We start from the raw sequence: 25537 nt of genomic DNA, 5'->3' as shown, positions 1-25537 counted from the left end.
CCGGTCGCCCCCGTCGCAGGTAACGCCCCTGCACAGACCCAGCGCTCAGGACGTAGTGGATTCGCCTGCCTTCGGCCGCGGGAGCGGGCAGGATTCTGGGCGGGTGGCGGTCAACGGATCCGACCGGCCGGAGGGAGCCTGGCATGCCGTACAGAACCGCGCAGTGGCCCGCGCGCAGTCTGCTGGGCGCCGTGTCGCCCGAGGCCCGGCGGGAGTTGCTCGAGCTGGGCCTGCCGACGCGGTACGAGGCGGGAGATGTGCTGCTCAGCGAGGGCGCCCGTGACCGGCACGTGCTGTTGCTGCTGTCCGGCTTCGCCAAGGTGACGGCACGCGTGGAGAACGGGGAAGAGTCGCTGCTCGCCGTTCGGGTCGGGGGCGAGAGCGTCGGTGAGATGGCCGCCATGGACGGGGCTCCGCGCTCGGCCACCGTGACGGCGTGCGGCCCGCTGACCGCCCGCGTGGTGCAACCGGCTCCGCTGCACGCCCTGTTGGCCCGGCGCCCGGAGGTGCACCTGATCCTCACCGGGATCGTCGCCGACCGGCTGCGCTGGGCCAACCGCAGGCGGCTGGACTTCCGGGGGTATCCGGCGAAGGTACGGCTGGCCCGGCTGTTGGTCGAGCTGGGCACCTCGTACGGCCGGCCGGTCGAGGACGGCGTCGTTCTCGGCTGCCGGCTGACCCAGCCCGAGCTGGCCGCGCTCACCGGTGCCGCCGAGACGACCGTCCACAAGGGGCTGCGCGAGCTGCGCCGGGACGGCCTGCTGAAGACGGGGTACGGCTCGACCGTCGTCCGCGACCTGGGGCGCCTCAGGGAGCTGGCGGACCTGCCACCGGACGGCTGAGCCCGAGCGGCCAGGACCGGGCCCCGATGCGGTCCGTGGGCCCCGATGTCCGTCGGCCCCTCGCCCCCGGTGGGCCATTGGCCACCGGCCCCGGTAGCCCGTCAGCGACGGTACCCCCACTCCCCTCATCCCAGCACCGGCCGCAGTACCACCAGCAAGCCGGCGCTCACCCCCATCACCGCCGTGCACGCGACCGCGGCGGTGACGCATCGGTATTTGTGGACGGCCACCTGGGAGAGGAACCGGATCGTCTGGGAGAGTTCCCGGCGCTCCTGGGCGGATGGGCCGTCGCCGGTGGTGTGGGCGGGGAGGATGTCGGGGCCCGAGGCGAGGTGGACGAAGCTGTAGCGGTTGGCGTCGGCGGGGTGCAGCACCCGGGGGCGCAGGGTGGCGGCGAGGAAGCCGGCGCCGGCGAACATCCCGCACAGGAAGAGGGCGAGCAGGGCGCCGGCGAGCACGCCTGTCGCGCCGCCCGCCACGGCGGTATGCAGGGCGGGCGGGCTCCAGGAGCCGGCCGTGCCGACCAGGGCCGCCTGGGCGGCGGCCAGGATCCCGGCCTTGGTGTCGGCGTGCTGGTGGGTGGTCTGCAGGGAGGTGAACATGAACTGCGCGGGACGGCTGTCCGCACGGGTACCGGTGGACGGCATGCGGCTCCTTCGGCTGCCGGTGGGCTGTGGGTACCCAGTGGGCCAGGAAGGCGAGCGCGAGACCCGGGATTTCTGCGGTTTTCGCCGCGCTACTGGGCCACTTGCGTCACCAACTGGCCGAACCCGTCCGTAACTTGCGTTGCCCTCGGTATGTTCCGCATCTTTCCGCATCCCGTATTTCGACGGGGTTCGCGGCGCACGGGGCGGTGTACGACTGGCCTACCGGCGTCCGCCTACCGGGGGAGCGGACGCCGGTGCGTTCGGGAGCGCGCCCGGCCCACCGTCCGGGGTGCGGCTCCACTTCAGTGAGCGGGGAGTTCGAGCATGGGAACGTTCGGTCGCAGACTGCTGCTGGCGGTCGACGCGAAGGGGTACGGCGGCGTCGACGTGGCGACGCAGCGGCAGTTGCAGGAGGCCATTCAGCGGTTGCTGGGCGAGTCGGCCGCCGCAGCCGGACTGGCGCGGGAGCGGTGGGAGACGCAGGTCGGCGGTGACTCGGTGCTCGCGGTTCTGCCGGAGGGGGCGTCCGAGCCCGACCTCGTGGACACGTTCATGCGCCATCTGGACGCGGGGCTGAGGGAGTTCAACCGGAACCGGGTGCGTGAGGCGTGGCTGCGGTTGCGGGCCGCCGTGCACTTCGGTACGGCGGCGCCGGCCGCCAACGGTTTCGAGGGCCGGGCCCCGGTCGAGATCGGCCGGATCCTGGACAGCAAGGTGCTGAGGGCGGCCCTGGCCGCGGCACCGGACGCGTGCCTGGCTCTCGCCGTCTCCGCGACCGTCTTCAACGACGTGATCGGCGAGGCGTACACGACCATCCGGGCACAGGAGTTCCGCGAGGTGCGCGTCGCGGAGAAGGAGTACGCGGGACGGGCGTGGGTCTGGGTACCGGGGTACGACGCGAATTCTCTCGGCCTCGGTGAGGAAAGCACCGACGGGGCGGTGGACACCCGCAGCGCAGTAGGTGCCGGTGTCGGCGGCGCGGTGGAGGCGGGGGCACCGGGGAGCGTGGGGGGTGGTACGGCGGCTGCCGTGCGCCCCCCGAGTGCGCCGAGTGCGCCAACTCCCGCCGCGGACACGGTAGTTCATGTGTTCAACGGCGGAACCATCCACGCCCATGGAGCCGTCTTCGGGATCTCCAAGTGACCTGAGTGACGGCTGAGGATGAAAACGGAACACAGTGAGCAGAGCGCCGAGGGTGAGCCGGAGGCGCAGGACACCCCGGGCGAGGCTGAGGCGCAGGCCCCTCCGGAGCCACCGGCCCCGGAGGAACCGGAGCCCCAGGGCGAGCCGCGGCAGGACGCGGCCGCCCCGGACTCCGGCGCTCCTCCCGGCCAGGTGCACCACAACAACGTCAACCAGTTCTTCTACGGAGAGCTCAACGCCTCCCGGGCCCACTTCGGCATCGGCACCGCCGACTCCGACAACGCCCGCCGGCGCGCCGTCGGCCGTCTCGACGCCGGGGAGGCGGACGCGATCCTCGCGCCATACGTCAAGCCCTCCCGCTGCTTCGAGGAGGCGGCGGACGCCCTGGCGCGGGACGGGGTCGTGGTGCTGGTCGGTCCGCCCGGCTCGGGCAAGCGGTCCGCGGCGGTGGCGCTCGTCGCCGAGGTCGCCGAGCGCACGGAGTACGTCGTGCTCTCCCCGAGCCGCAGCCTGGACGAACTGGCGGGCGGGCGGGTCGCGTTCGAGAAGGGCGTCGGCTACGTGCTGCTCGACCGGGTGAGCGAGGACCTCACCCACACGGCGGACTTCGACTGGCGGCGGGTACGGGACACCGTCCGCGAACGCGGCGCGCACCTGGTCGTCACCACCGTGCACCCGGTGGACGGCGGCCTGGTCGAGTCCGTACGGCACATCCCCTGGCGGCTGCCCGACCTCGCGGCCGTACTGCGGGTGCGGCTGGTGCGGGCCGGGTGCGCCCGGGACACCGTCGAGCGGGCCGTCGCCCTGATGCCCGCGGGGTGCCGGATCTCCGAGGTCTCGGCGGCCGCCCGGCGGATCGCGCGGGGCGCCGAGCCGGCCGGGGTCTGGCAGGAGTACGGCAGCAGCGCGGCACAGCCGGTGCGCGACTGGTTCGCCCGGGACCGTACGCCGCAGGAGTGGGCCGAGGTGACCACGCTGGCCTTCGTCAACGGTGCCGGCTACCGCGACTTCGAGACCTGCCAGGAACGGCTGGAGTCATGGCTGGTCCCCGCCTTCCCGGCGCCGCTCACCGAGGAGGAGCAGGCCGAGGCCGCCCGGCGGACCGCCGACCGCCGCCAGTCGCTGAGCCGCAACGCCCTCGTCGGGGTGGAAGAGCGCAAGGACGGCGCGCTCACCCGCACCGCGCTGGTCTTCCCGCACTCCCACTACCGGCAGTGGGCGCTGCAGGAGCTGTGGACCAAGCGCTCGACACCGTTCTGGAACGGCGTACGGGACTGGCTGACCGAACTGGTCGGCGCACAGCCCGGCCTGGGGACGCAGCTGTCCGTCGCCCAGGGGCTCGCCCTGCTCACCCGGCCCGCCTTCGACGAGGTCGCCGACAACTACCTGCGCCCCTGGGCGGGCGGTGCGGCGGGCTCCGCCGGGCAGTCCACGGCCACCCTGGTGCTGCAGTGCATGTGCCTGGACGAGAGCCTCGCCGCCACCGCACTGGGCGTCGCCCGCGCCTGGGCCCGTTCGCCCGCCCCGGCGCTGCGGTCGACGGCCGCGGCGGCGTTCAGCGGGGCGCTCGGCGTGCGCTTCCCCACCGACGCCGTCACCATCCTGCTGCGGCTGATCGTCCGCCGCGGTGGCCTGCCCGTGGACGCGTCGTTCGCGCTGGCGGGTCTGGTCGCGGTCCTCGCGGAGTGCGGGCAGGACACCGGCGCGGTGTTCCGGCCGCTCGCCTACCAGCTGCGGGACCAGCGCGAGACGCTGACCGGGCAGCCCAAGGAGAACACCCTCGACGCCGCCCTGACCGTCCTGCGGGCGCGGGACGCGCGCACCGGCCGGCGGATGTGCGCCGGGGTCATGGAGCGCGACCCCCGGCAGACGGACGCGATCGGCGAGTTGTGGGCGGGCGTGCTGGAGAACCGGCCTCGCCGGTCCCTCGCGGTGCCCAACCTGTACGGCACGCTGCGCGACCTGCCCGCCGTGGCAGCGGACCCCGCGCAGGTGGCCGGCCGCTTCGGCCGGTCCCTGGGCGCGGCCCTGACGACAGGAGACCGGTCGCGGCTGGAGCAGGCCCTGCGCCAGGCCGCCGCGCGTGCCGACGAGGTGACCACCCCCCTGATCGACACCTTCCTTACCGCCGTACTGAGCACGGAGGACTGACAGGCATGACTGAGAACTACCCGCTCGTCGAGCAGCGGGAGTACGGGCGGCCGGAGAAACGCGGCGGCATCCTGAAGAAGCGCGTGATGCGTGACGACGACGAGCTGCCCCGGCTCGCCGCGCACCATGTGCGGGTCTTCCGGGTCGGTGAGGAGTACGTCGAGGACCAGGGGCAGCTGAGCACCGACGACCCGGTGGTGGTCGGGGCCAGCTCGGTCACCGTCGTGGACCGGCGGGTCGAGGTGCCCGTGCTGGTGGAGACCCGCATCCCGTCGGCCGAGGCGGGCGAGTTCACCGTACGGGCGTGGTTCTACTGCACGGTCACCGACCCGTGTGCCGTGGTGCGCGACGGGGTCACCGACGTCGAGGCGCTGCTGCTCGCCCATCTGCGGGAGGTGCCCGGGCTCACCGAGGACGGCAGTGATCTGCTGTTCGTCGACTCCGGCGCCGTACGCGCCCGGATCGACGCCCGGCTGGCCGCGTACCACGAGATGCGCCCGGCCCTCGTGTCCGGGATGCGGGCCCGGCACGGGCTGATCGAGGTCCTCACGCCGGCGGAGATGTCCGCGATCGTCGAGGAGATGGCCCGGGACCGCCGGGAGCGGGAGCGTGACCGGCAGCGCGAGGAGCTGGAGCAGCAGGCGGCCCTGGACCGGGCCCTGCGCGAGGCCGAACTGGAGCTGAAGCACGAGGAGATCCGCAATCTGAAGGCGGTGCGCATGGAGCGCAACCGCCGGGAGGAGGAGCTGGACAAGGAGCGCAACCGGCAGGATTTCGACACGCTGCGCACCCGGTACGAGCGCGACAACGGCGCGGAGCAGCAGGAGCACGACCTGACGCTGGAGGCCCGGCGCAACCGGTTCACCCGCGCCGAACTCGGGCAGGACTTCGAGCTGATCGGTTCCGACCCGCTCGCCGCCGCCTTCCTGGCCTGGCGCAGCGGCGACATCGACGCCGATGAGGTCTTCAAGCGGCTGCACGCGGCCGAGAAGGACCGGCACACGCGCCAGGACGACCATCTCCGTCTCGACCGCGAGGAGGAGCTGAGGCGGCGCGCCCTGGACCGCGACGACCACCGCTGGAAGGTCGAGCGCGACGACCAGCGCCAGGAGCTGCTCCGCAGGGAGCAGCGCGACGAGGCGGCCGCCGGCCGGGCGGAGGAGGCCCGCCGCTGGGAGCTGGACCACGAGGACCGGCTGCGCCGGCATCAGGAGGAACGCGCCGACGCCGAGCGGCTGCAGCGGGACGAGCGCGAGTGGGCGAAGGAGCAGCTGGCGGCGCGCGCCGACCTCACCCGGCAGGCCATCGACCGGGGGCTCTTCGACAGCACGGCCAACGACGCGGGCGCCTTCATCAACAGCGTCGGTGACGTGCCGTACAACCAGCGGCAGCGGGAGGTGCCCACGACGGATGTGAAGGGCGAGCTGCACCGGGGCCCGCGGCAGGCCCCGGAAGGGGAAGCCGCCGCGTCCGAGGGCGACGACGACGGCTTCGACCCCGCCAACCAGGAGGCACACCTTGGCAACTGACACCCCGCTCCACGTCACCGCCGACGCATCGGTCGATGCCTCGGTCGATGTCTCCGCCGACGGCGACCGGGGCTCCGCCCGCCCGGCGCCGCTCGCGCCCGGTCCGGCGGCCCGGCTGCGCCGGCTGATCGGCATCGAGGAGCCGCTGCTCGCCTGGGTGCCGGAAGAACGCACCCGCTACACCTGGTACGGCGCGCTCGTCTTGAACACGGCCATGCTGGGTGCGCTCTCCATGACCCTGGCGCTCGCCAGCTTCCGCTCCGACCTGCCCCTGCCGGCGGTCATAGGCGTGGCCGTGGTCTGGTTCTGGGTGATCCTCGCCCTGGACAGCTGGCTGGTCTCCAGCACCCACGGCACGACGGTCAGGAAATGGACACTGGCGGTCCGCTTCCTTCTCTCGGTGCTCCTCGGCCTGTTCATAGCCGAACCGATCCTCTTCCAGATCTTCGACAAGGAGATCCGCCAGGAGATCTCCGTGGGCAACGAGCAGCAGGTGGCCGAGTACCGGGGCATGCTCGTCTCCTGCAACCCCACGGACGGCGCGTCCACCACCGACCGCCCCGAGTGCGGGCGTTACCAGCTGAAGGTCGCGGGCTCGCCGGCCGAGCTGGCCCGGCAGATCAAGAGCAACACCGCCCGCGCCGCGGCGCTGCGGACCCAGGTCGACGCGATCAACAAGACGCTCGACGGCAAGGCGGCCACCGATCAGCGACTGTGCGGCAAGGAGTACTGGATCTGGCGCAACGGCGTCCGGGACGTCACCATCACCTGCGAGCGGGCCCGCCGGGCCACCTCCGACTACCGCGCCAACAGCAAGATCAAGACGTACGAGAAGCAGCTCGCGGACCTGACCACCCAGTCCCAGACCCTGGCCGCCCGCAAGGACAAGGCGGCCGGCGACTACCAGCCGCTGCTGCAGAAGGCCATCGACACCAAGACCGGGCAGCGGGCCGCCGACCTGGACACCGACGGCATCCTCACCCGGGCCCACGGCCTGAAGGAGGTCGCCCGGTCGGACGGCTTCGCCCTCTTCCTGACGGTCGTGCTGCATCTGCTCCTGCTGTGCCTCGACGCCATGCCCGTCCTGGCCAAGGTGCTCAGCGGCGCCACCACCTACGACACCCTTCTCGGCGCCCGCTGCACGGCGAGCCGCCGGCTGTACGCCGAGGAACTCCAGGTGCAGCAGGCCTGCGCGCGGCTGGAGAACGAGGTGCAGCGCCACCGGGTGGAACAGGACAGCAGCGACCGCATGCGGCGTCTGGAGCACGAGTACCACCGGGCCCAGGTGGAGCGGGCGGCGCGGGAGCGGAGCGAACTGGAGGCGAGGATGGACCGGATCCTGCGGGCCCGGCGGGTGTGACCCTGGCCGTGCCGGGGCGCGCCGGGCGAGGGACGGCCTCGACCGGCGCCGCCCGTCCGCGCGACCGGCTCGACGATGCCGCCGCCGTTTTCTTTACGTTTCCCTGACGCCCGGAACGGATCCACCGGCCCCCGCCCCGGTGTCCTCCCCGATGTCCGCAACGGACGGACGTCGCGTGGGAGATGGGAGTGCCATGGAAGGCACCGTCGGCGCAGTGGTGGTCGGGATCCTGCTGCTGCTCGTGCTCAGGAGCGGGATGCGGGTCGTCAACCAGGTGGAGCGCGGGGTGGTGTTCCGGTGGGGGAAGGCGCTGCCGAGCCACCGGCAGCCGGGCATCACCTTCCTGATCCCGTTCGCCGACCGGATGCGCAAGGTGAACGTGCAGGTCGCGACGATGCCGGTGCCGACCCAGGAGGGCATCACCCGGGACAACGTGTCGGTGAAGGTCGACGCCGTCGTCTACTTCCGGGTGACCGACCCGGTGCGCGCGGCCATCGAGGTGCAGGACTACGTCTTCGCCGTCGGGCAGGTCGCCCAGTCCTCCCTGCGGTCCATCATCGGCAAGAGCGATCTGGACGACCTGCTGAGCGACCGGGAACGGCTGCACGAGGGGCTCGCGTTGATGATCGACAGCCCGGCCGCCGGCTGGGGTGTCCACATCGACCGGGTCGAGATCAAGGACGTCCAGCTCCCGGAGTCGCTGAAGCGGTCCATGTCCCGGCAGGCCGAGGCCGAGCGGGAGCGGCGGGCCAGGGTCATCACCGCGGACGGTGAGTTCCAGGCCGCGCAGCAGCTCGCCAACGCCTCGCGCATCATGTCGGACACCCCCGAGGCCATGCAGCTGCGTCTGCTCCAGACCGTCGTCGAGGTCGCGGCCGAGAAGAACTCCACCCTGGTGATGCCGTTCCCCGTCGAGCTGCTGCGGTACTTCGACCGGGCGGCGCAGAAGATCGACGCCGGGGTCAGGCAGGAGACCGTTCCGACGCAGCCCCAGGAGAAGGCCGTACCGGAGTCCGTCGAGCAGCCGTGACCAGCGCCAGGGTCACGCACACCGAGCCCGCCGCCATCGCGGTCATCGCCGCGGCGGGCGAGGTGACCTGGGCCACCGTCCCGGCCAGTGTGGCGCTCAGGCCCTGCAGGCTCAGCATGCCCGCCGAGTGCAGTCCCAGGGCCTGACCGGCGAGTTCACCGGGGGTCAGTTCCATCAGCCGCTCCTGCTGGACGAGGCTCGCGCCGAAGCCGGCCGAGGCGACCGTCACGCACACCGCCGCCACGGGCAGCGGCGGCTGGAGACAGAACACCAGGTACGGCGTCGCCAGCAGAAGCAGCAGCGGGGTCGCCAGCCGGCGCCGCACCACGGGCCGCAGCAGACGGCCGACGGTCACGTCCCCGGCGAACATGCCGAACGCCCCGCAGGCGAACAGGGTGCCGGCCGCGTGCGGGGCGTACGACACGTAGAGGGACTCGCAGCCGACGACCATGCCGTTGGGCAGCCACAGGCCCAGGTAGGTGAGGCGGCGCGGCCGGGACGACCACAGCAGGGCGTTGGTGCGCCAGGTCGCCGACGGGGAGAGGCGGCCCGTGCCCCGTGGCGGGCGGGCGCTCAGGCCGAGCCGCAGGACGAGCGCGGCCGTCAGGTACAGGGTCGCCGCCAGCAGCAGGCAGACGCGGGGGGAGAGCGCGGCGAGCAGGGCGCCGCCGGTGGCGAACCCGGCGATCTGCATCAGCCCGTTCGTCATGTTGAACAGCGAACGCCCCGGAAGGTAGCCGTCCTTGGCGAGGACCTCGTTCAGCAGGCCCCAGCGGACACCGCCGCCGAGGGAGGCCACCAGGCCCAGCGCGAGGAGGACGGCGAAAACCGCGCCGACCGGCAGTCCGGGCAGCGCCTGCGCCGCCGTACCGGCCGCGAAGGCCAGCGCGATCGCCGACAGGGCCGTACGCGGGGGCAGCCGGTCGGCGCCGGACAGCAGGAACGTCGCGCCCAGCACCTGGGCGAGCGACGGGCCGAACATGCTCACCGCCGACAGCAGCGGGGAACCGGTCGCCCGGAACACGAGCGTGCCGAGGGCGAGGCCGCCGACGGTCTGGGCGGCGGTCTGCGCGGCCGAGCCGAGGAAGAGCGGGGTGAACTCCGGGGTGCGGAAAAGGGATCGATAGCTGGGCATGCCGGGAGTCTCGGGCGGCCCGGCCCGGACTCGTTATTGTTTCGCCGTACCGCGAAAGGCCGTACGACCGTGGAGGGGGGATCCGGTGGGATGGTGGCAGCTCAACGCGGACACCCTCGCCCGCAGCCGGTTCGTCATCTCCCCGCTCGCCGAGACCTTCGCCTGCCTGAAGCTGCTGCACGCGGGCGAGGGCGCGCATCCCGGTGAGCAGGAGTGGCTGCGCGCCCATCTGCCGCACTACCGGGCGCGGTCGGCCGCGGACCCGGTGACGGCCCGGCTGGTGCGGGCGGGGCTCGGCCGGGAGTGGATCGCCGACTTCCTGACCCCCACACCCCGCGACGGTGAGCGGTTCGCCGACGAGGTCGCCCGGGTGCGGTCGGCCCCGCCCGCCGCCGCCCGCGCCCATCTGCGCACCTCCCTCGCCGGCCCGCTGCCCGCCGAGCTGGACCGGGACGACCTGCCCGAACGGGCGGCCGTACTGCTGGAGTGGGTGTGGGAGGAGACCGTACGGCCGTACTGGGGACGGCGTCTGCGGGTGCTGGAGGCGGACGTGGTGGCGCGGATGGCGCAGGTGGGCCGGGGTGGCTGGGTGAGCGCGCTGGACTCGCTGCGGCCGGGGCGCACCCGGTGGCTCGGCGAGAACCGGCTCCAGATCAACCGGCACGAGTATCCGCCCCGCGAGATCTCCGGGGCCGAGATGCTGTTCGTGCCGGTGACCCCGCAACGGCACGGCTGGGTGGCCTGGGAGGAGGACGAGCGGTACGCGGTGATCTACCCGTGTGCCGGTGTCCTCGCCGACGCCGGTCACCGGAGCGTCCCGGCGGCCCTCGGCGCGCTGCTCGGGGCGGCCCGGGCCGGGGTGCTGGTCCTGCTCGACTCCCCCATGAGCACCAGCCAGCTGACCGCGGTGACCGGACAGGGGCTGGGCTCGGTGGGCCGGCATCTGAAGGTGCTCCGGGAGGCCGGGCTGGTGGCGCGCCGGCGGGCGGGGCGCTCGGTGCTGTACGCGCGGACGGCGGCGGGTGAGGTGCTGGTGGAGGCGGCCGGCGGCCCCTGAACCGGCCTGGCGGGGTGCGGGCCGACCGGGCGAGCCCCGGAGCTGGGGGGACCTCCCGGCCGAAGGCTTTGACGACAGGGCCTAGCATCCGGGCATGACGACTACTGACCACAACGTGCTGGATGTCGAGATCGGAGCCCTCACCGGTGGCTCCGCGAACCTGCCGCAGTACGCGGGCAAGGCCGTGCTCCTCGTGAACGTGGCCTCCAAGTGCGGCCTGACCCCGCAGTACTCGGGCCTCGAGAAGCTCCAGGCGCGCTACGCCGAGCAGGGCTTCACCGTGCTGGGCGTGCCCTGCAACCAGTTCCTCGGGCAGGAGCCCGGCAGCGCCGAGGAGATCGCCGAGTTCTGCTCGGCGACGTACGGCGTGACCTTCCCGCTGACCGAGAAGGTGGAGGTGAACGGCGAAGGCCGGCACCCGCTGTACGAGCGGCTCGTCGGCTTCGCCGACGCCGAGGGCCACACCGGGGACATCCGCTGGAACTTCGAGAAGTTCCTGATCGGCCGGGACGGGACGGTCGTCGCGCGTTTCGCGCCGCAGACCGAGCCGGAGTCGCCCGAGGTCGTCGCCGCCATCGAGGGCCAGCTCGGCTGAGCACGGCTTGACCTTGTCCTTGGGGCAAGGACGACCGTCCTTCTCACCGGGCGGAGAGGAACCGCCCGGTGACGGAGGAGGGAGGGGCCGCCTCGTGGACGAGGAGCTGCTCACCATCGGCGCGTTCGCCGCGCGGGCCCGGCTGTCGGCCAAGGCGCTGCGGCTGTACGACCGGCTCGGTCTGCTGGCGCCTGCGCATGTCGACGTGACCAGCGGTTACCGCTACTACCGCGCGGGCCAGGTGGAGCAGGCCCGTCTGGTGGCGATGCTGCGGCAGCTGGACATGCCGCTCGCCCGGATCGCCGAGGTGGTCGGGGCCGAGGGTCCCGAGGCCGCCGACCGGCTCGCCGCCTACTGGGCGGACGTGGAGACCCGGGTGGCCGGGCAGCGGACCCTCGCCGAGTACCTCCGTGGACGACTGTCGGGGAGGAACTCCGAGATGTACGAGAAGTTCGTGGTCGAGACCGTGGACGTACCGGCGCAGGTGGTGATCACCGAGTCGCGGCACACGCTGGCGGACGAGCTGCCGACCTGGATCGGCGGGTCCCTGGGGCGGCTGGAGGCGGCCGCCCGGGAGTGCGGGGGCGTCACGGGTGCGCCGTTCGTCGTCTACCACGCCGAGGTGTCGATGGAGAGCGACGGACCGGCCGAGTCCTGTGTGCCGGTGGCCGACGAGGCGGCGGCCCGGGACTGGGCCGAGCGGAAGGGGCGGCCCTGGGAGACCAGGGTGCGGGTGGAGCCGGCCGCGCGGCTGGCCTACACCCGCATCACCAAGGCGCAGGTGGCACACCCACAGATCCTGGCCGCCTTCGAGGCGGTGGAGCAGTGGATGGCCGGGGAGGGGCTGCGGATGGCGGGGCCCTGCCGGGAGATCTACTTCGCGGACTGGGACGCGGCGGGAGCCGCGGATCCGGTGTGCGACGTGGCGTTCCCGGTGAGGTGACGCCGGGAAAGAGGGGCCCTCTCGGCAAGGACGGCGACTGGTCGAGAGGGCTCTCCTGGTGGTGCTTGTGCAGTTGTCGTGGCCGGACTGCGTCGGCCGACGTGTCTACGAACGAGGGTCAGGGAACGCCCCTTACGCCTTCACCGAGGCGACGAAGGCGTTCCACGCGTCGGCGGGGAAGGCCAGGACCGGACCCTCGAGGACCTTGGAGTCGCGGACGGCGAGTTCGACGGCGGTGGGCGACTTGACCTCGACGCAGGCGCCATTGCCGGCGGAATAGGAGGACTTCATCCACGTCTCCGAAGCGCCCTGAATCAGTGCCATGTCCACTCCTGTTACGAGTTGCGGTGGTGCGGTTCACGCCAACCTGGTCGTTTGATTGGCGTGATCGACGCTACCGGGCAACCGGGCCCGCCGGAGGAGTCGTTCACTCGACCGGATGGCATATTCCAGGTGCGACTTCCACTGGAGTGGACCAATGGTGTACCATCCGGCACCCTCTGTGACAACAGCTCATTCGGCGTAGCCTTTGGCACGTTGCGCAATGAACTGCCGGGATTGCTCCACATTGAGGGACTGTGCCCGGAGATGCTCGTACATCACGGCGTACTTCTGCACGTCCTGCGCCTTCTCCAGGTACAGGTCGCTGGTGACGCCCTCCAGGTACACCACACTGGAGTCGGCCGCGTCGGTGAACTCCAGGATCGCGTACTGGCCGTTGAGGCCCGGGTGCGCGCCCACCTCGAAGGGCAGCACCTGCACGGTGACGTGCGGCAGCTGGGACATCTCGATCAGGTGCTCCAGCTGTTCCCGCATCACCAGCTTGCTGCCCACGACCCGGCGCAGCGCCGCCTCGTCCAGCACCACCCAGAGCCGGAGCGGGTTGGTGTCCGCGGTGATACGTTCCTGTCGGCGCATGCGCACCTGCACACGCTTCTCGATCTCGGCCGTCGACGTCTCCGGCAACGCCCCCTGCACCAGGGCCTCGGCGTAGGCGCGGGTCTGCAACAGGCCGGTCACCAGCTGGGGTTCGTACACCCGCAGCGACTCCGCGTCGGTCTCCAGGCCGATGTACACGCTGTAGGGGATGTCCCCGAACGTGTGCCACCAGCCCTGCTGCCGCGAGTCCCGGGCCATCTCCATCAGCGAGTCGACGATCCGCTGGTCCTCGACCTCGTACACCCCGCACAGATCACGTACATCGCGCTGGCTGATGCTCCTGCGGCCGTTCTCCAGCCGGCTGATCTTCGACTGCGACACGAGCAGCCGCTCCGCCACTTCTTCGGCCGTCATGCCCTTGAGCTCTCGGAGCCTGCGCAGCTCCTGGCCCAGCCGGCGCCGCCTGACGGTGGGATTGACATTGGACGCCACGGGACGTGCACCTCCGGCTGACTGCCTGTTACTCAACACTTTCCGTATCTGCTGTTCAGCAGACTGCCACCAAGGTGCTTTCTACCGCTGGCAAACCGTGGATATGCGGCGCGTACGCGTCAGTTCGGGCACGGGCCCGAACAGCGGTGGCTGCCGGGACGCAGTCGAGCGGGGGGGGGGGGGGGGCCGGGGGGGGGGGGGCCCCCCCCCCCCCCCGGGGGGGGGGGGGGGGGGGGGGGCCCGCGGGGGGGGGGGGGGGGGCCCCCCCCGGCCCCCCCCCCCCCCGCTCGAACCAGCGGCTTGTGAACCGGGTCGGTGGGGACCGGGGTTACGGCTCAGTGGGCCACGGCGCGTGCCATGGACCCGTGGTGCGGCTGCATCGGAACCCCGCGTGCGGGTTCCGTCGCGGGCCTGACTCCGGGCGCGGCCTGCCGGCCGGCCGGGGCCGGGCCACGGCGCGGCTGTGCGACCGCACCGTTCTGCACGTCCATCACGGCGTGCGCGACGAGCCCGCCCATCGGGTCGTGCCGGATCAGATCCCGCAACCGGGACCTGGACGAACGCCCCTCGTTACCGGGGTAGAGATGCTTGCCCAGTCCGACGGCGTGCGCCAGGGCGGCGAGCGCCGCGGTCCGCGGGTCCGGTGGTACACCGGTGCGGATCGCGGAATCCAGCCGGGCTCGGATCTCCCGGCTGATCTCGTTGTCCGTCGCCTGATAGCGAGTCGTCGGCAACACCCCGCACATCTGGCCGGCCACGGCATGCACCATGCCGCACCTCTCCAGATGCGAGAGGTAGATCTGGCGAAGCCCCAGCCGGGGTCCGCCGATCCAGTGCACTGCCCGCACGGGAGCGCCACGCCTTCGCAGCAACTCCAACGCGCAGTCCAGCGTCGGATCTCCTGTCGGCCGTGGTACCACCACGGCGATACGATCCCCGTCTGGGGCTATCCGTCCGGCCAGCGCCAGCTCCACTAGCTGTGCTCCGGCCAGACCGAGGTCGAGCGACTGCGGCTGTGCAGTGGTACCCGTGGCCGGGTCCAGTGCCAGCAGCAGAAGCTCCTCCGGAATTGTTCTGCGGCTCCTGCCCATCCATGCCTCCCCGCGTGGATGAATGACAGGGTGACCCCTCTCACATTGGTCTGTCGAGGGTGCGTGACCGGTTCGTGAGGGAACCGGCAGGTATGTCGTTCTCGTCTACCGCAGGGGCCAAGTCCTCACACAGGACACTGGTACATGGTTCGGACAGGGCGCGCGTGCAAGCGTGCGGCGCATGGAGGAGGCATCTGTGGCGGGCGAGTCCCCCGACAGGTCGAAGCAGCGCGAGTCGTCGGCGGAACGGACGTCGGGGAGCGCGGGTTCGGTTCCCGAGGCGCGCGATCCGCGTCTCGCGGTCGCCCGCGAAAAGGATTCCTCGGGCGGCGGCACGGACACCGCGACGAAGGTCCTGTCGGTACCGGACGGGAAACGGCCGACGTCCACCACCGAGCCGACGGACCCGAAGGAGCCGGCGGCCACGGAGGAGCCGGCCGACTCCGGTGAGGCGACCGACTCCGGTGAGGCGACCGACGCCGAACCCCAGGACACCCCCAAGGAGGACGCCGCTCTCCGGGAGGCGGTCTCGGCATGGGTGCGCGGTTCGGGCGCGGACACGAAGAAGCCGGAACGGGAAGCCGACGCGACCGCGAACACGCCGGACGCGGAGCCGGATGCCGACGCCGACGCGACCGCGAACACGCCGGACGCGGAACGGGAAGCCGACGCGACCGCGAACACGCCGGACGCGGAGCCGGATGCCGACGCCGACGCCGACCCCGACGCGAAGGCCGAGGAAGCCGGTGACGGGCCGGAGGCCGCCGACGGCGGGGACACCCCACAGGAGCCACCCGCGGCCGACGACGAGACCCGCACGGGTGGTGCGGGTGGGAACACGGACGCCGAGGGCGAAGCCGAGGCGGACAAGGACGACGAGGCGCCGCAGGCGAAGACCGACAAGGACACCGAGGCACCGCAGCCAACGGCGGACAAGGACCCCGAAGCGCCGCAGGCGAAGACGGACACGGACGCCGAGGGCGAAGCCGACGACGAGGCGCCGCAGGCGAAGACCGACACGGACACCGAGGCACCGCAGCCAACGGCGGACAAGGACCCCGAAGCGCCGCAGGCGACAGGCGTCGACCAGCCCACCGCCGTCTTCAAGGCCGTACGCCCGAAGAAGCCCGAGGTCGACCAGCCGACGACCATGCTCAAGCTCGGCGGCGCCCCGAAGGCCCCCGAGTCCGACAGCGAACGCACCAGCAAGTTCGTCGCGCTGAAGAACGACATGCGGCCGGCCACGAAGCCACAGCCCGCCGCCAAGCCGGACGCGAAGCCGGACGCGAGGCCCGACGCCACCACCCCCGTCCCCCAGGTCGGCCCCGAGCGCACCACCCAGCAGCCGCTCCCGCCCAAGCCGCCGCTGGACCTGCTGGCGGAGCTGACGAACACGCCCCCGCCCCCGGAGACCCCGGTCCGCACCCTCATGCGCCGGGTCAAGATCTGGACCCCCCTGGTCCTGCTCCTGGTGATCGTCCTCGGGGTCGTACAGACGCTTCGCCCGCTCCCCCGGCCCACCCTCGACCTCACCGCGAAGGACAGCTACTCCTTCGCCGGCGCGAAGACGGACATCCCGTGGCCGTCCCAGGGCCAGGCCGCCCTGGACGTCCAGGGCATCGGCACCTTCGGCTCCTCCGGCACGCAGAAGCCCGTACCGATCGCGAGCGTCGCGAAGGTCATGACCGCGTACCTCATCCTGCGCGACCATCCGCTGAAGAGTGGCGCCGACGGACCCAAGATCAAGATCGACAAGGCGGCGGAACAGCAGTCGAAGGCGGGCCAGGAGTCCACGGTCGACGTCTCCGCCGGTGACTCGATCTCGCAGCGAGAGGCGCTGGAGAGCATCCTGATCGCCTCCGCGAACAACGTGGCCCGCCTGCTCGCCCGCTGGGACGCCGGCTCGGAGAAGGCGTTCGTGGCGAAGATGAACGCCACCGCCAAGAGCCTCGGCATGACGAACACCACGTACACCGACCCCTCGGGTCTGACCGACTCCACCGTCAGCACGGCCGTGGACCAGGTGAAGCTCGCCAAGGCCGCGATGACCAAGCCCGCCTTCCGCGAGGTCGCGGCGATGATGTCGTACGACGACTACAAGGGCGACAACCACTCCAACTGGAACCAGCTGGTCGGCCACAACGACGTCGTCGGCATCAAGACCGGCACCACCACCTCCGCCCTCGGCAACCTGGTCTTCGCGGCGAAGAAGAAGGTCGGCGGCGAGACCCGCACCATCGTCGGCGCGGTGCTGCGCCAGCCGGCGGGCGGCCCGGAGAACACCATCCTCAGCGCCGCCCTGTACGGCGGCGACCAGCTGATCCGGGCCGCGCAGGGCGCGCTGAAGCCGGCGACGATCCTGAAGAAGGGTGATGTCGTCGGGTACGTGGACGACGGCCTCGGCGGTCGTACCCCGGTCGTGGCGACGAAGGACGTGACGGCGGCCGGCTGGTCCGGGCTGAAGGTGAAGCTGTCCTTCGCCTCCGACCCGGTGCCGCACACCGCGAAGGCCGGCACCAAGGTCGGCACGCTCACCGTGGGTGACGGTTCGGCCGGCGCGGTGAAGGTTCCGGTGGCCCTGGAGAAGGATCTGGCCGAGCCCGGTTTCGGCGCCAAGCTGACCCGTCTGGGCTGACCGCGCCGCCCCCCGCCCCGCCCGCCCACCCCGTCGACGGAGCCCCACCCGGGGGCCCCTCGGCGGGGTGCGTGCTAGCGTCACGAATCGGGGCAGGTCGCCGGTCACGGAACACGGCCGCGAAACTGGACGGGAAGCGGCCGGGAACATCGAGGGACACGGCCGAGAACAGAAGACGGGACACGGGGAGTGCCTTCAGGTGGCCACAGCGGAGCCGACACGCGCCGACGACGCCGATCCGGGCCCGGGATCGGGCCCGCGAATACGCCTGTCCACGACTGACACGGACGGCAAGGACGGCAAGGACGGTACGGCCGGCACGGACAGCTCAGCCGGCACGGGCGGTACGCGCGGTCATCACGACGACCGTGCGGAAAGACACCGGACCGGCGGACTCGCACGTCTCCTCGCCTCCGTCGAGCCTCTCCGGCAGCGGCTCCTGCTGCACCCGGTGCTGTCCGTCACAGCCCTCGCGGGTGTGCTCCACATCATCTGGTTCTTCACGTTCGCGAACAGCGGCGGCGATCTCGCGGCGCAGGACGCCTGGGCGGAGTTCGTCGGCCGGCACCCCGACTCGGCGTACAACCTCGCCTGGTACGGGGGCATGCACCCGGTGTCGTACAGCGTGGTGTCGCCGTATCTGATGTCGGTCCTCGGCGTCCGTACGACGATGATGATCGCCGGTACGGTGTCGGCGGGCCTGCTGACGCTGGTCCTGATCCGCAGCCGGGCGGTGAAGAACCCGCTGTGGGCCTCGTTCGCCGGTGTCTTCGCGTTCGTGTGCAACGCGGTGTCCGGACGGGTGACCTTCGGACTCGGCACGATGTTCGCGCTCGGTGCCGTCGCGGCCGTCTTCTGCTGGCCCTACCGGTGGCGGTACAAACGCTGGGCGAAGGCCCTGGTCGCCGCCCCGCTGGCCGCGCTGGCCACGATGGGCTCGCCGGTCGCCGGGCTGTTCGTGGGTCTGGTCGCGGCCGCGCTGTTCCTGCAGAAGCGGCGGCCGGGCGCGTGGGCGCTGGGCCTCGCGCCGACGGCCGTGGTCGCCGTGTCCGCCTGGCTGTTCCCCTTCTCCGGCACCCAGCCGATGACGATCGGCTCGGTGATACTTCCCCTGCTGTACGGCCTGCTGTGCCTGTTCCTGGTGCCGAAGGAGTGGCTGACCGTCCGGCTGACGGCCGCCGTCTACAGCGTCGGGGTCGTCCTGGTGTGGCTGATCAGTTCCCAGATCGGGTCGAACATCTCGCGGCTGCCGATGCTGTTCGCGGGTGCGACGCTGATCGCCGCGCTGCCGTACACGGTGCCGAAGTCACGCAAGTGGTATCTGACCGTGCTGGCGTTCCTCGGCTTCGTGGGCTGGATCGGCTTCAAGTCGGTGGACGACATCATGCACACCACCCCGGCCGCGTCCTGGGCGCGGGAACTCGCCCCGCTGGTCAACGAGCTGCAGGAGGACGGAGCCGAGAAGGGCCGCGTCGAGGTGGTCCCGGCGCGCTCGCACCGCGAGGCCTCCGCGCTCGCGCCGTACGTCAACCTGGCGCGCGGCTGGAACCGGCAGGCCGACATGGAGCGCAACCCGCTCTTCTACGACGACACGCTCAACTCGGCGAACTACCACGAGTGGCTCCAGCGCTGGGCCGTGCACTTCGTGGTGCTGCCCAAGGACAACCTCGACGGGGACGGCGGCCAGCGCGAGCGGCAGCTGCTCCAGCGCGGGATGCCGTATCTGAAGCAGATCTGGGGCGACGCCAACTGGCAGCTGTTCCAGGTGACCGATCCGGCGCCGCTCGCCGAGCCCAACGCGGTGGTGGACCGCGCCGACCAGGTCGAGATGACCCTCCGGGTGAGCCAGGCCGGGCGGATCCTGGTCCGGATCCCGTACTCGCCGTGGCTGAGCGTCGTCGACGAGCACGGCAAGAGCCTGAAGGCTCCGCAGGAGACCGAGGCGTCGAAGCACCGGGCTCCGGGGATGCGGAAGTCGTACGACAACGTCAACGGTTGTCTGATGGAGACGCCGGAGGACACGAACGGCGACAAGTGGACGGTGCTGCTCGCGCCGAAGGCCGGTACGTACCGGTTGGCCGCGCCGTACCAGCTGCCTCGCGGTACGCCGTGCCCCGACGAGCTGAAATGAGCTTCGCCCCCGCTAGTCCGGGGCGCGTAGTTCGGTGACGTAGGTATCCGTGCCGGGAATCGTCGGGATGAACGGGGCCACCAGTTCCACCCGCCCCAGTCCCGAGTCCGAGAGGTCGGTGTCCAGGCCCAGGAAGTGGTCCTGCCAGCACTCCCGCGGGTCGGTCTCCAGGAACCACAACAGCGTCAGCCGGGTGCCCACGCCCTCCACCTGCTTGACGTAGGTCATGCGGTCGCCCGGCAGCGGTGTCGGCCGGAACACCGTGACCATGGCGGACGGGGAGCCCGCGAGGCGGTGCGGCAGATGCCGGGAGTCCAGCCAGTCCAGCAGCCGGGCCCGCCGCCGCGGCGATTCGGCGTCGATCACCTCCAGCACCAGCCCCGCATAGGGATGGTCCAGGGCGTGCTGGTCCCTCGGGCCCGCCGCCCCGTCCCGGTAGACCGTCGTCTCGTGGTCCTGGAAGGCCGTGAAGACGTGGGTGCGGTCGTGGTGGACGCGGGCGTCGCGGTTGAGGCGCTTGTTGATGGCGACCGTCCACTTCATGTGGTCGGCGTAGCGGCCGGCGGTGATCCAGTAGGTGGACAGGTAGCAGCCGGTGGTGACCGGCCGGGCGACCGCCGACTCCTCCGGGTAGCGCAGGAGTTGCAGGTCCCGGGTCGCGACCCAGCGGCGGCCGGCGTACATCCACGGCATGGCCATCGCGCCGGCGTAGTAGTGGTCGTCCTCGTACCAGCGGTTGTAGGCGTACTCGTGGCCGGGATGCGGTTCGACCATGGTGATCAGGGCGTGGCCGGGGCGCACACCGTACGGGCCCACGGCGGCCAGCTCGGCGTACAGCCCACTGCGGGTGTCCTCGCTCATGCGGTTCCCCTTCCGTCCTCCCGCGGTCGCCCATACTCTGACGCTCCGTCAGATCGAACGCCATACCCGGGAGGCGCCGATGTCCCTGCTCACCGGCAAGACCGTCGTCGTCTCGGGCGTGGGGGCCGGACTCGGCCACCAGGTCGCCGCGGCCGTCGTACGGGACGGCGGGTACGCGGTGCTCGGGGCGCGCACCGGGGCGAACCTCGCCAGGAGCGCGGCCGGCATCGACCCGGACGGCACGCACACGGCGTACCGGGCGACCGACATCACCGACGAGGGGCAGTGCGAGGCGCTGGCCGCGCTGGCGCGGGAGCGGTTCGGCTCGATCGACGCGGTGGTGCACGTGGCGGCCCGGGACTCCCACTTCGGCGGTATCGAGGACGCGGACTTCGCGACCTGGCAGTCGGTCATCGAGGTGAATCTGCTGGGGACGCTGCGGATGACGCGGGCCTGCCTGCCGGCGCTGAGGGCGGCCGGCGGCGGCTCGGTGGTCTTCATCGGGACGCAGTCGGCGCTCGCCGCGCCCTCGCAGGTGCGGCAGGCCGCGTACGCCGCCTCGAAGGGGGCCCTGACCAGCGCGATGTACTCGCTGGCCCGCGAGCTGGGACAGTACCGGATCCGGGTCAACACCGTGCTGCCGGGCTGGATGTGGGGGCCGCCGGTGCGGGCGTACGTGCGGTTCACGGCCAAGAGCGAGGGGGTGCCGGAGGCGGAGGTGCTGAACCGGCTCTCGGAGCGGATGGCGCTTCCCGACCTGGCGACGGACGCGGACGTGGCGGACGCGGCGGTGTTTCTCGCGTCGGACCGGGCGCGGGCCGTCACCGGGCAGTCGTTGCTGGTCAACGCGGGTGAGCTGATGCGTTGATTCGAACTTCAGCCGTTCATATAGGTGAACAGAGGTCAACGCAACGAACAATTTTGCCGTGACTTGACCTTACGGTCGCTTGTCGCGTTCATGTAGCCGCACCCACGATCGGGCACATGAACAGTCTCGACTGGGCCGTGCTGATCGGCTACTTCGGTGTGATGGTCGCGATCGGCGTCTGGTCGCACAAGCGCGTGGACAACGTCTCCGACTTCTTCACGGCCGGCGGCAAGATGCCCTGGTGGCTGTCCGGCATCTCGCACCACATGTCGGGCTACAGCGCGGTGATGTTCACCGGGTACGCGGGGATCGCCTACACCTACGGTGTCACCTCCTTCATCACCTGGTCCTTCCCCATCGCACTCGGCATCGCCATCGGCTCGAAGCTGTTCGCGCCGCGCATCAACCGGCTGCGCTCCCGGCTCCATGTGGCCTCCCCGCTGGAGTACCTGAAGAACCGCTACAACCTCCCCACGCAGCAGGCGCTCGCCTGGTCCGGCATGCTGCTGAAGATCGTGGACGTGGGCGCCAAGTGGGCCGCGATCGCCACCCTGTTGTCCGTGTTCACGGGGGTGTCCCTGAACCAGGGCATCCTCATCACCGGTGCGATCACCGCCGTCTACTGCACGATCGGCGGGCTGTGGGCGGACGCGCTGACCGAACTCGGCCAGTTCGTCATCCAGTTGCTGGCCGGCGTCTCGATGTTCGTCGCGGTCGTACTGAAGCTGAACGACAAGGGCATCGGCTTCCTCGGCGCCTGGGACGAGCCCGTGCTGCACGGCCACGGCAAGCCGCTGGTCGGCCCCTACAGCACGGTGTTCCTGCTGGCGTTCCTCTTCATCAAGCTCTTCGAGTACAACGGCGGCATGCTCAACCAGGCCCAGCGCTACATGGCGACGCGCAGCGCGCACGAGGCCGAGCGCTCGGCCCGGCTGTCGGCGATCCTGTGGCTGGTCTGGCCGGTGGTCCTCTTCTTCCCCATGTGGATGTCCCCGCTCCTGGTCCACGCGCAGAAGCCGGACGGCTCGGACTCCTACGGGCTGATGACCGAACAGCTGCTTCCGCACGGTCTGCTGGGCCTGGTCGTCGTCGGCTTCTTCTCGCACACGATGGCCATGTGCTCCTCCGACGCCAACGCGATCGCGGCCGTCTTCACCCGTGACGTGGCGCCGGTGCTGTCGGCCAGGGCCCGGGGGTGGGGCGAGCGCTCGGGTCTGATCGCGGCCCGGGTGACCACGGTCGTCTTCCTCGGTCTGTCCATGGCGGTGGCGACCCAGGTCAACTCCCCCGCCTTCAAGGACATCATCACGGTCGTCATCAAGTGGGTGGCCGGTCTGATGGGCCCGATCGCGATCCCGATGATGCTGGGTCTGCTCCGCCCGTTCCGCCGCTCCGGCCCGACGGCGGCCCTCACCAGTTGGGCGGCGGGCCTGCTGGCCTTCTGGCTGGTCAACTACCCCATCAACTGGAACGTCGACGGCGGCGTCCCGCTCCAGTACCAGGTCTCGGTGCCGCTCGCGGTCTCCCTGGTCCTGTACATCCTCATCGGCTACCTCAAGCCGGAGGACACCCCGGAACGCCTGGCCGTCATCGAACGCGTCAACACGGACGGGGAGGGAGCGGCGGCCGTCCCGGTACCGGCCGCGGCGGGCGACAATATCGTGGGGACGCCCAACCAGGCTCTGTAACCTGCCAGTTGATCAACAACCTGGCATGAACGGGGAATCATGGGTCTGGACTCAGTTCGGGCGGCCTCCCGGGTGGTGGGCCGCCGTACCACTCTGCGTTACCTCGCCGTCGGTGTCGGAGCGTCCCTGCTCGCCGCGTGCAAGGGGAACGACGAGGGCAAGGGGGACGGCGAGGGCAAGGGCGGCTCCGGCGGCACGTCGGTGACACCCGGCGTGACCGGCAAGGCGTTCGCGGCTTTCGTACGCGGTTCATGGAAGGTCACGTCGGAGATGCCGGGTGGCGACACCTTCACGTACACCATGACCGTGGACGACGGCGTCTGGACCATGGACGCGGGCGGCGGCAAGTCGACGAAGGGCACCTGGTCGCTCCAGAACGGCCGGCTGGCACTGCGGGTGCCGGAGCGGCTGGGCGACGCCGACTCCGAACTGAGCGACGCCGCCGCCGAGAACGTCCCGGCGTCCGTCGGTGACTCCGTGTCGCTCGGCCTGCCCTGGCAGCCGCCCGGCGAGTCGGGCACCGGTTCCGGCGAGCGGCTCGAGGTGGAGTACAACAAGAAGGCCGGCATGCGCATCCGCCACACGGAGCCCAGTGGCAGCATGACCGTCCACCACTGCGTGCGGGCCTGAGAGCCGGGCGGGGCGCCGCCGAGCCGCGTCCCGCCCCCCCGGTCGCGTCAGGCCCGCGGGTAGCGGGCCAGCCACCCCGGGGACGAGCCCGCCGGCCCATGCAACGCGGGGCCCTGGGTCATCTCCATCGCGAAGTCGTCGGCCAGTTCCAGGATCGTCGGGCGGCCCTCCAGCTCGGCCAGCCAGGCCGGCGGGAGGGCCGTCTCGCCGTGCAGGGCTCCGAGGAGGCCGCCGGTGAGGGCGCCCGCCGCGGCCGAGGGACCGCTCTGGTTCACGGCCAGGCACAGGCCGTGCCGTACGTCCTCCCCCACCAGCGCGCAGTACACGGCCGCCGCCAGCAGACCGTCCGCCGTACCGTCCCCGGCCAGCTCCTCCACCCGCGCCGGGCCGGGCATCCCCTGCCGTACCGCGCCCAGGGCGTGCTGGAGGGCGTCGGAGACGGGCTGGTGGCCGGGGCGGGCGGCGAGCAGGGCGAGGGCCCGCTGCACGGCGCCGTCCAGGCTCTCGCCCCGGGCCAGCGCGTGCACGATCAGGGCGTACGCGCCCGCCGACAGGTAGGCGATGGGGTGCCCGTGGGTCTGGGCCGCGCACTCCACGGCCAGCTGGACGACGAGCTGCGGCTCCCAGCCGACCAGCAGACCGAAGGGAGCGGAGCGGGCCACGGCCTCCGGGCCCAGCTCGCCGGGGTTCTTGGGGGTCTCCGGCGTGCCCATGGTCTCGTCGCCGAGGCCGATGAGCAGCGGGCGGGTCGGCTCGCGGCGGGCGTACAGCCACTCCTCGCGGGCCAGCCAGCCGTCGTCCTTGCGGCGCTCGTCCGGTCCCCAGTCCCGCTGGGTGGCCGCCCAGCGCAGATACGCCCGGTGCAGATCGGTGGGCGGATGCCAGGCGCCGGTGTCGCGGCGCACCTGGGCGCGTATCAGCCCGTCCATGGTGAACAGGGTGAGCTGGGTGTGGTGGGTGACCGTGCCCCGCCGCCCGTGCCCGAAGGCGAGGTCGAGCAGCCCCTCGGGGCCGTAGGCCGCCCGGATCTCCTCCAGCGACAGCGCGTCCGCCGGGCCGCCCAGCGCATCGCCCACCGCGGTCCCGAGCAGGGTGCCGCGCACCCGGCTGCGGTAGTCCTGCTGTTCGGCACGGCCCCAGACGGCGCCGGATGTCGCACCCACCAGACCTCCCTACGGCACCGACCGTCCGTACGACGCTAGGCACTGTAATCGACAGGGAACGGTCCGTTCAGTGGGGCAAACCAGCTCCGACGGGTCATTCCCGCCCAGCGCTTCCGTGAGCGGTGACGAGCGCCTCGACTCCGTCCAGGATGCGGTCGAGCCCGAACTCGAGCGGCTCGGTGCCGTCCGGCTCGAAGGCACTCGGCGACCGCCTTGGCGAGGGCGGGTTAGCGGTCGGTGTGCCGGATCGCGTCGTTCCGGTGCCCGGAGCGGTTCCTGGAGCTGATGCTGACGAAGGTGCGGCCGGTGGTGACGGAGCAGTCGTCGGGGCGCTGAGTCCTGCCCGTTGGGCCTCGGGCCGGACTAGGTCTATCGTCTGAATTCTGAGGTCAGGACGAGGAGGACGGCCGGTGATGCCGCAGGACGAGGCCGTGATCGGCCGCACGGGGAAGGTACTCATCGGAACGCGCGGATCCGCGGGCCCCGGTGAGGTCCTGGTGCGGGTCAGGGGCGGTTCCGAGACCTTCCTCGCCTGGTCGGAGGAACCCCTGCCCGCGGGCGCGACGGTGCTCGTGATCGAATCACGGGGATGCCGCGAGGTCGGCGTCATCGAGTGGGTGGATCCATTGGACGCGCTCGGCGGCGACCCCGTCGACGCCGGCTGAGG

General features: G+C 71.7%; 22 protein-coding genes. 15 read left to right on the top strand and 7 right to left on the bottom strand.

The genetic code is table 11. The annotated features are described in order from the left end of the window. The first annotated feature begins 143 nt into the window (after positions 1 to 143). Complete coding sequence (locus AC07C1_RS15930) at positions 144 to 842, top strand: Crp/Fnr family transcriptional regulator (RefSeq protein ID WP_478939325.1); 699 nt, start codon at positions 144 to 146, stop codon at positions 840 to 842. Positions 843 to 967: 125 nt separating this feature from the next. Here AC07C1_RS15930 and AC07C1_RS15925 read toward each other — a convergent pair whose 3' ends face one another. Further along, entirely contained in the window at positions 968 to 1489 is a 522-nt protein-coding gene (locus AC07C1_RS15925; protein WP_478939323.1) for a Pycsar system effector family protein, read from the bottom strand. A gap of 324 nt (positions 1490 to 1813) precedes the next feature. Between AC07C1_RS15925 and AC07C1_RS15920 the strand changes: the two genes are divergently transcribed. The 5 genes from AC07C1_RS15920 to AC07C1_RS15900 all read left to right on the top strand — a co-directional run bounded on the left by AC07C1_RS15920 (position 1814) and on the right by AC07C1_RS15900 (position 8702). Then, positions 1814 to 2632 (top strand): hypothetical protein, encoded by an 819-nt coding sequence (locus AC07C1_RS15920; protein ID WP_478939321.1) that lies wholly within the window; start codon positions 1814 to 1816, stop codon positions 2630 to 2632. 18 nt (positions 2633 to 2650) lie between these two features. Further along, positions 2651 to 4783, top strand: a complete 2133-nt coding sequence (locus AC07C1_RS15915) for an nSTAND3 domain-containing NTPase (protein WP_478939320.1) — start codon at positions 2651 to 2653, stop codon at positions 4781 to 4783. 5 nt (positions 4784 to 4788) lie between these two features. Continuing rightward, positions 4789 to 6312: a hypothetical protein gene (locus AC07C1_RS15910; RefSeq protein WP_478939318.1), complete on the top strand. Its 1524-nt coding sequence runs from the start codon at positions 4789 to 4791 to the stop codon at positions 6310 to 6312. Continuing rightward, positions 6302 to 7672 carry a DUF4407 domain-containing protein gene (locus tag AC07C1_RS15905; RefSeq protein ID WP_478939317.1) on the top strand — a complete coding sequence of 457 codons (1371 nt, stop codon included), beginning with the start codon at positions 6302 to 6304 and terminating at the stop codon, positions 7670 to 7672. Before AC07C1_RS15910 ends, AC07C1_RS15905 begins: the two co-directional genes overlap by 11 nt. Before the next feature lie 193 nt (positions 7673 to 7865). Then, positions 7866 to 8702: a slipin family protein gene (locus AC07C1_RS15900; RefSeq protein ID WP_478939315.1), complete on the top strand. Its 837-nt coding sequence runs from the start codon at positions 7866 to 7868 to the stop codon at positions 8700 to 8702. Here AC07C1_RS15900 and AC07C1_RS15895 read toward each other — a convergent pair. Further along, entirely contained in the window at positions 8635 to 9837 is a 1203-nt protein-coding gene (locus AC07C1_RS15895; RefSeq protein ID WP_478939313.1) for an MFS transporter, read from the bottom strand. The genes AC07C1_RS15900 and AC07C1_RS15895 overlap by 68 nt on opposite strands. An 85-nt stretch (positions 9838 to 9922) precedes the next feature. Between AC07C1_RS15895 and AC07C1_RS15890 the strand changes: the two genes are divergently transcribed. The 3 genes from AC07C1_RS15890 to AC07C1_RS15880 all read left to right on the top strand — a co-directional run bounded on the left by AC07C1_RS15890 (position 9923) and on the right by AC07C1_RS15880 (position 12432). Then, positions 9923 to 10894: a winged helix-turn-helix domain-containing protein gene (locus AC07C1_RS15890; protein WP_478939312.1), complete on the top strand. Its 972-nt coding sequence runs from the start codon at positions 9923 to 9925 to the stop codon at positions 10892 to 10894. Between the two features lie 94 nt (positions 10895 to 10988). After that, positions 10989 to 11489, top strand: a complete 501-nt coding sequence (locus AC07C1_RS15885) for a glutathione peroxidase (RefSeq protein WP_478939310.1) — start codon at positions 10989 to 10991, stop codon at positions 11487 to 11489. A 94-nt stretch (positions 11490 to 11583) separates the two neighbouring features. After that, positions 11584 to 12432 carry a MerR family transcriptional regulator gene (locus AC07C1_RS15880; RefSeq protein WP_478939308.1) on the top strand — a complete coding sequence of 283 codons (849 nt, stop codon included), beginning with the start codon at positions 11584 to 11586 and terminating at the stop codon, positions 12430 to 12432. 132 nt (positions 12433 to 12564) lie between these two features. Here AC07C1_RS15880 and AC07C1_RS15875 read toward each other — a convergent pair whose 3' ends face one another. The 3 genes from AC07C1_RS15875 to AC07C1_RS15865 all read right to left on the bottom strand — a co-directional run bounded on the left by AC07C1_RS15875 (position 12565) and on the right by AC07C1_RS15865 (position 14894). Then, positions 12565 to 12756, bottom strand: coding sequence for a DUF397 domain-containing protein (locus tag AC07C1_RS15875; protein WP_478939306.1), 192 nt, complete (start codon positions 12754 to 12756; stop codon positions 12565 to 12567). 189 nt (positions 12757 to 12945) lie between these two features. Beyond that, positions 12946 to 13803, bottom strand: a complete 858-nt coding sequence (locus tag AC07C1_RS15870) for a helix-turn-helix domain-containing protein (RefSeq protein ID WP_478939304.1) — start codon at positions 13801 to 13803, stop codon at positions 12946 to 12948. 335 nt (positions 13804 to 14138) lie between these two features. Further along, the gene (locus AC07C1_RS15865) at positions 14139 to 14894 is read right to left on the bottom strand and encodes a GOLPH3/VPS74 family protein (protein ID WP_478939302.1); all 756 of its coding nucleotides are present in this window, start codon (positions 14892 to 14894) and stop codon (positions 14139 to 14141) included. 181 nt (positions 14895 to 15075) lie between these two features. On the opposite strand from AC07C1_RS15865, the gene AC07C1_RS15860 reads away from it, so the two are divergent. Together AC07C1_RS15860 and AC07C1_RS15855 are read left to right on the top strand one after the other, a co-directional pair. After that, positions 15076 to 17529, top strand: coding sequence for a D-alanyl-D-alanine carboxypeptidase (locus AC07C1_RS15860; protein ID WP_478939300.1), 2454 nt, complete (start codon positions 15076 to 15078; stop codon positions 17527 to 17529). A 199-nt stretch (positions 17530 to 17728) separates the two neighbouring features. Further along, on the top strand, positions 17729 to 19660 hold the full coding sequence (locus tag AC07C1_RS15855) for an MFS transporter (protein ID WP_478939298.1): 1932 nt from the start codon (positions 17729 to 17731) through the stop codon (positions 19658 to 19660). Between the two features lie 12 nt (positions 19661 to 19672). Here AC07C1_RS15855 and AC07C1_RS15850 read toward each other — a convergent pair whose 3' ends face one another. Continuing rightward, positions 19673 to 20521, bottom strand: a complete 849-nt coding sequence (locus tag AC07C1_RS15850) for a hypothetical protein (RefSeq protein ID WP_478939296.1) — start codon at positions 20519 to 20521, stop codon at positions 19673 to 19675. Between the two features lie 79 nt (positions 20522 to 20600). On the opposite strand from AC07C1_RS15850, the gene AC07C1_RS15845 reads away from it, so the two are divergent. From AC07C1_RS15845 to AC07C1_RS15835, 3 genes are all read left to right on the top strand, one after another. Next, the gene (locus AC07C1_RS15845) at positions 20601 to 21389 is read left to right on the top strand and encodes an SDR family oxidoreductase (protein ID WP_478939295.1); all 789 of its coding nucleotides are present in this window, start codon (positions 20601 to 20603) and stop codon (positions 21387 to 21389) included. Between the two features lie 116 nt (positions 21390 to 21505). Further along, positions 21506 to 23077 (top strand): sodium:solute symporter family protein, encoded by a 1572-nt coding sequence (locus AC07C1_RS15840; protein ID WP_478939293.1) that lies wholly within the window; start codon positions 21506 to 21508, stop codon positions 23075 to 23077. 39 nt (positions 23078 to 23116) lie between these two features. Then, positions 23117 to 23707 carry a hypothetical protein gene (locus tag AC07C1_RS15835; protein ID WP_478939292.1) on the top strand — a complete coding sequence of 197 codons (591 nt, stop codon included), beginning with the start codon at positions 23117 to 23119 and terminating at the stop codon, positions 23705 to 23707. A gap of 47 nt (positions 23708 to 23754) precedes the next feature. On the opposite strand, the gene AC07C1_RS15830 is transcribed toward AC07C1_RS15835, so the two are convergent. Next, on the bottom strand, positions 23755 to 24870 hold the full coding sequence (locus AC07C1_RS15830; protein WP_478939290.1) for an ADP-ribosylglycohydrolase family protein: 1116 nt from the start codon (positions 24868 to 24870) through the stop codon (positions 23755 to 23757). Positions 24871 to 25283: 413 nt separating this feature from the next. On the opposite strand from AC07C1_RS15830, the gene AC07C1_RS15825 reads away from it, so the two are divergent. After that, positions 25284 to 25535: a hypothetical protein gene (locus tag AC07C1_RS15825; RefSeq protein WP_478939288.1), complete on the top strand. Its 252-nt coding sequence runs from the start codon at positions 25284 to 25286 to the stop codon at positions 25533 to 25535. Positions 25536 to 25537 lie beyond the last annotated feature (2 nt).

The organism is Streptomyces sp. NPDC045022, assembly GCF_056432605.1.
Note: the sequence above shows the minus strand (reverse complement) of the source record. Positions and strands in the feature narration are given on the sequence as shown.

Coding starts and splice junctions, on each gene's coding strand:
- AC07C1_RS15915 (WP_478939320.1), top strand. CDS start 2,651: ATGAAAACGGAACACAGTGAGCAGAGCGCCGAGGGTGAGCCGGAGGCG.
- AC07C1_RS15885 (WP_478939310.1), top strand. CDS start 10,989: ATGACGACTACTGACCACAACGTGCTGGATGTCGAGATCGGAGCCCTC.
- AC07C1_RS15920 (WP_478939321.1), top strand. CDS start 1,814: ATGGGAACGTTCGGTCGCAGACTGCTGCTGGCGGTCGACGCGAAGGGG.
- AC07C1_RS15925 (WP_478939323.1), bottom strand. CDS start 1,489: ATGCCGTCCACCGGTACCCGTGCGGACAGCCGTCCCGCGCAGTTCATG.
- AC07C1_RS15835 (WP_478939292.1), top strand. CDS start 23,117: ATGGGTCTGGACTCAGTTCGGGCGGCCTCCCGGGTGGTGGGCCGCCGT.
- AC07C1_RS15875 (WP_478939306.1), bottom strand. CDS start 12,756: ATGGCACTGATTCAGGGCGCTTCGGAGACGTGGATGAAGTCCTCCTAT.
- AC07C1_RS15840 (WP_478939293.1), top strand. CDS start 21,506: ATGAACAGTCTCGACTGGGCCGTGCTGATCGGCTACTTCGGTGTGATG.
- AC07C1_RS15930 (WP_478939325.1), top strand. CDS start 144: ATGCCGTACAGAACCGCGCAGTGGCCCGCGCGCAGTCTGCTGGGCGCC.
- AC07C1_RS15865 (WP_478939302.1), bottom strand. CDS start 14,894: ATGGGCAGGAGCCGCAGAACAATTCCGGAGGAGCTTCTGCTGCTGGCA.
- AC07C1_RS15900 (WP_478939315.1), top strand. CDS start 7,866: ATGGAAGGCACCGTCGGCGCAGTGGTGGTCGGGATCCTGCTGCTGCTC.
- AC07C1_RS15910 (WP_478939318.1), top strand. CDS start 4,789: ATGACTGAGAACTACCCGCTCGTCGAGCAGCGGGAGTACGGGCGGCCG.
- AC07C1_RS15895 (WP_478939313.1), bottom strand. CDS start 9,837: ATGCCCAGCTATCGATCCCTTTTCCGCACCCCGGAGTTCACCCCGCTC.
- AC07C1_RS15860 (WP_478939300.1), top strand. CDS start 15,076: ATGGAGGAGGCATCTGTGGCGGGCGAGTCCCCCGACAGGTCGAAGCAG.
- AC07C1_RS15825 (WP_478939288.1), top strand. CDS start 25,284: ATGCCGCAGGACGAGGCCGTGATCGGCCGCACGGGGAAGGTACTCATC.
- AC07C1_RS15850 (WP_478939296.1), bottom strand. CDS start 20,521: ATGAGCGAGGACACCCGCAGTGGGCTGTACGCCGAGCTGGCCGCCGTG.
- AC07C1_RS15845 (WP_478939295.1), top strand. CDS start 20,601: ATGTCCCTGCTCACCGGCAAGACCGTCGTCGTCTCGGGCGTGGGGGCC.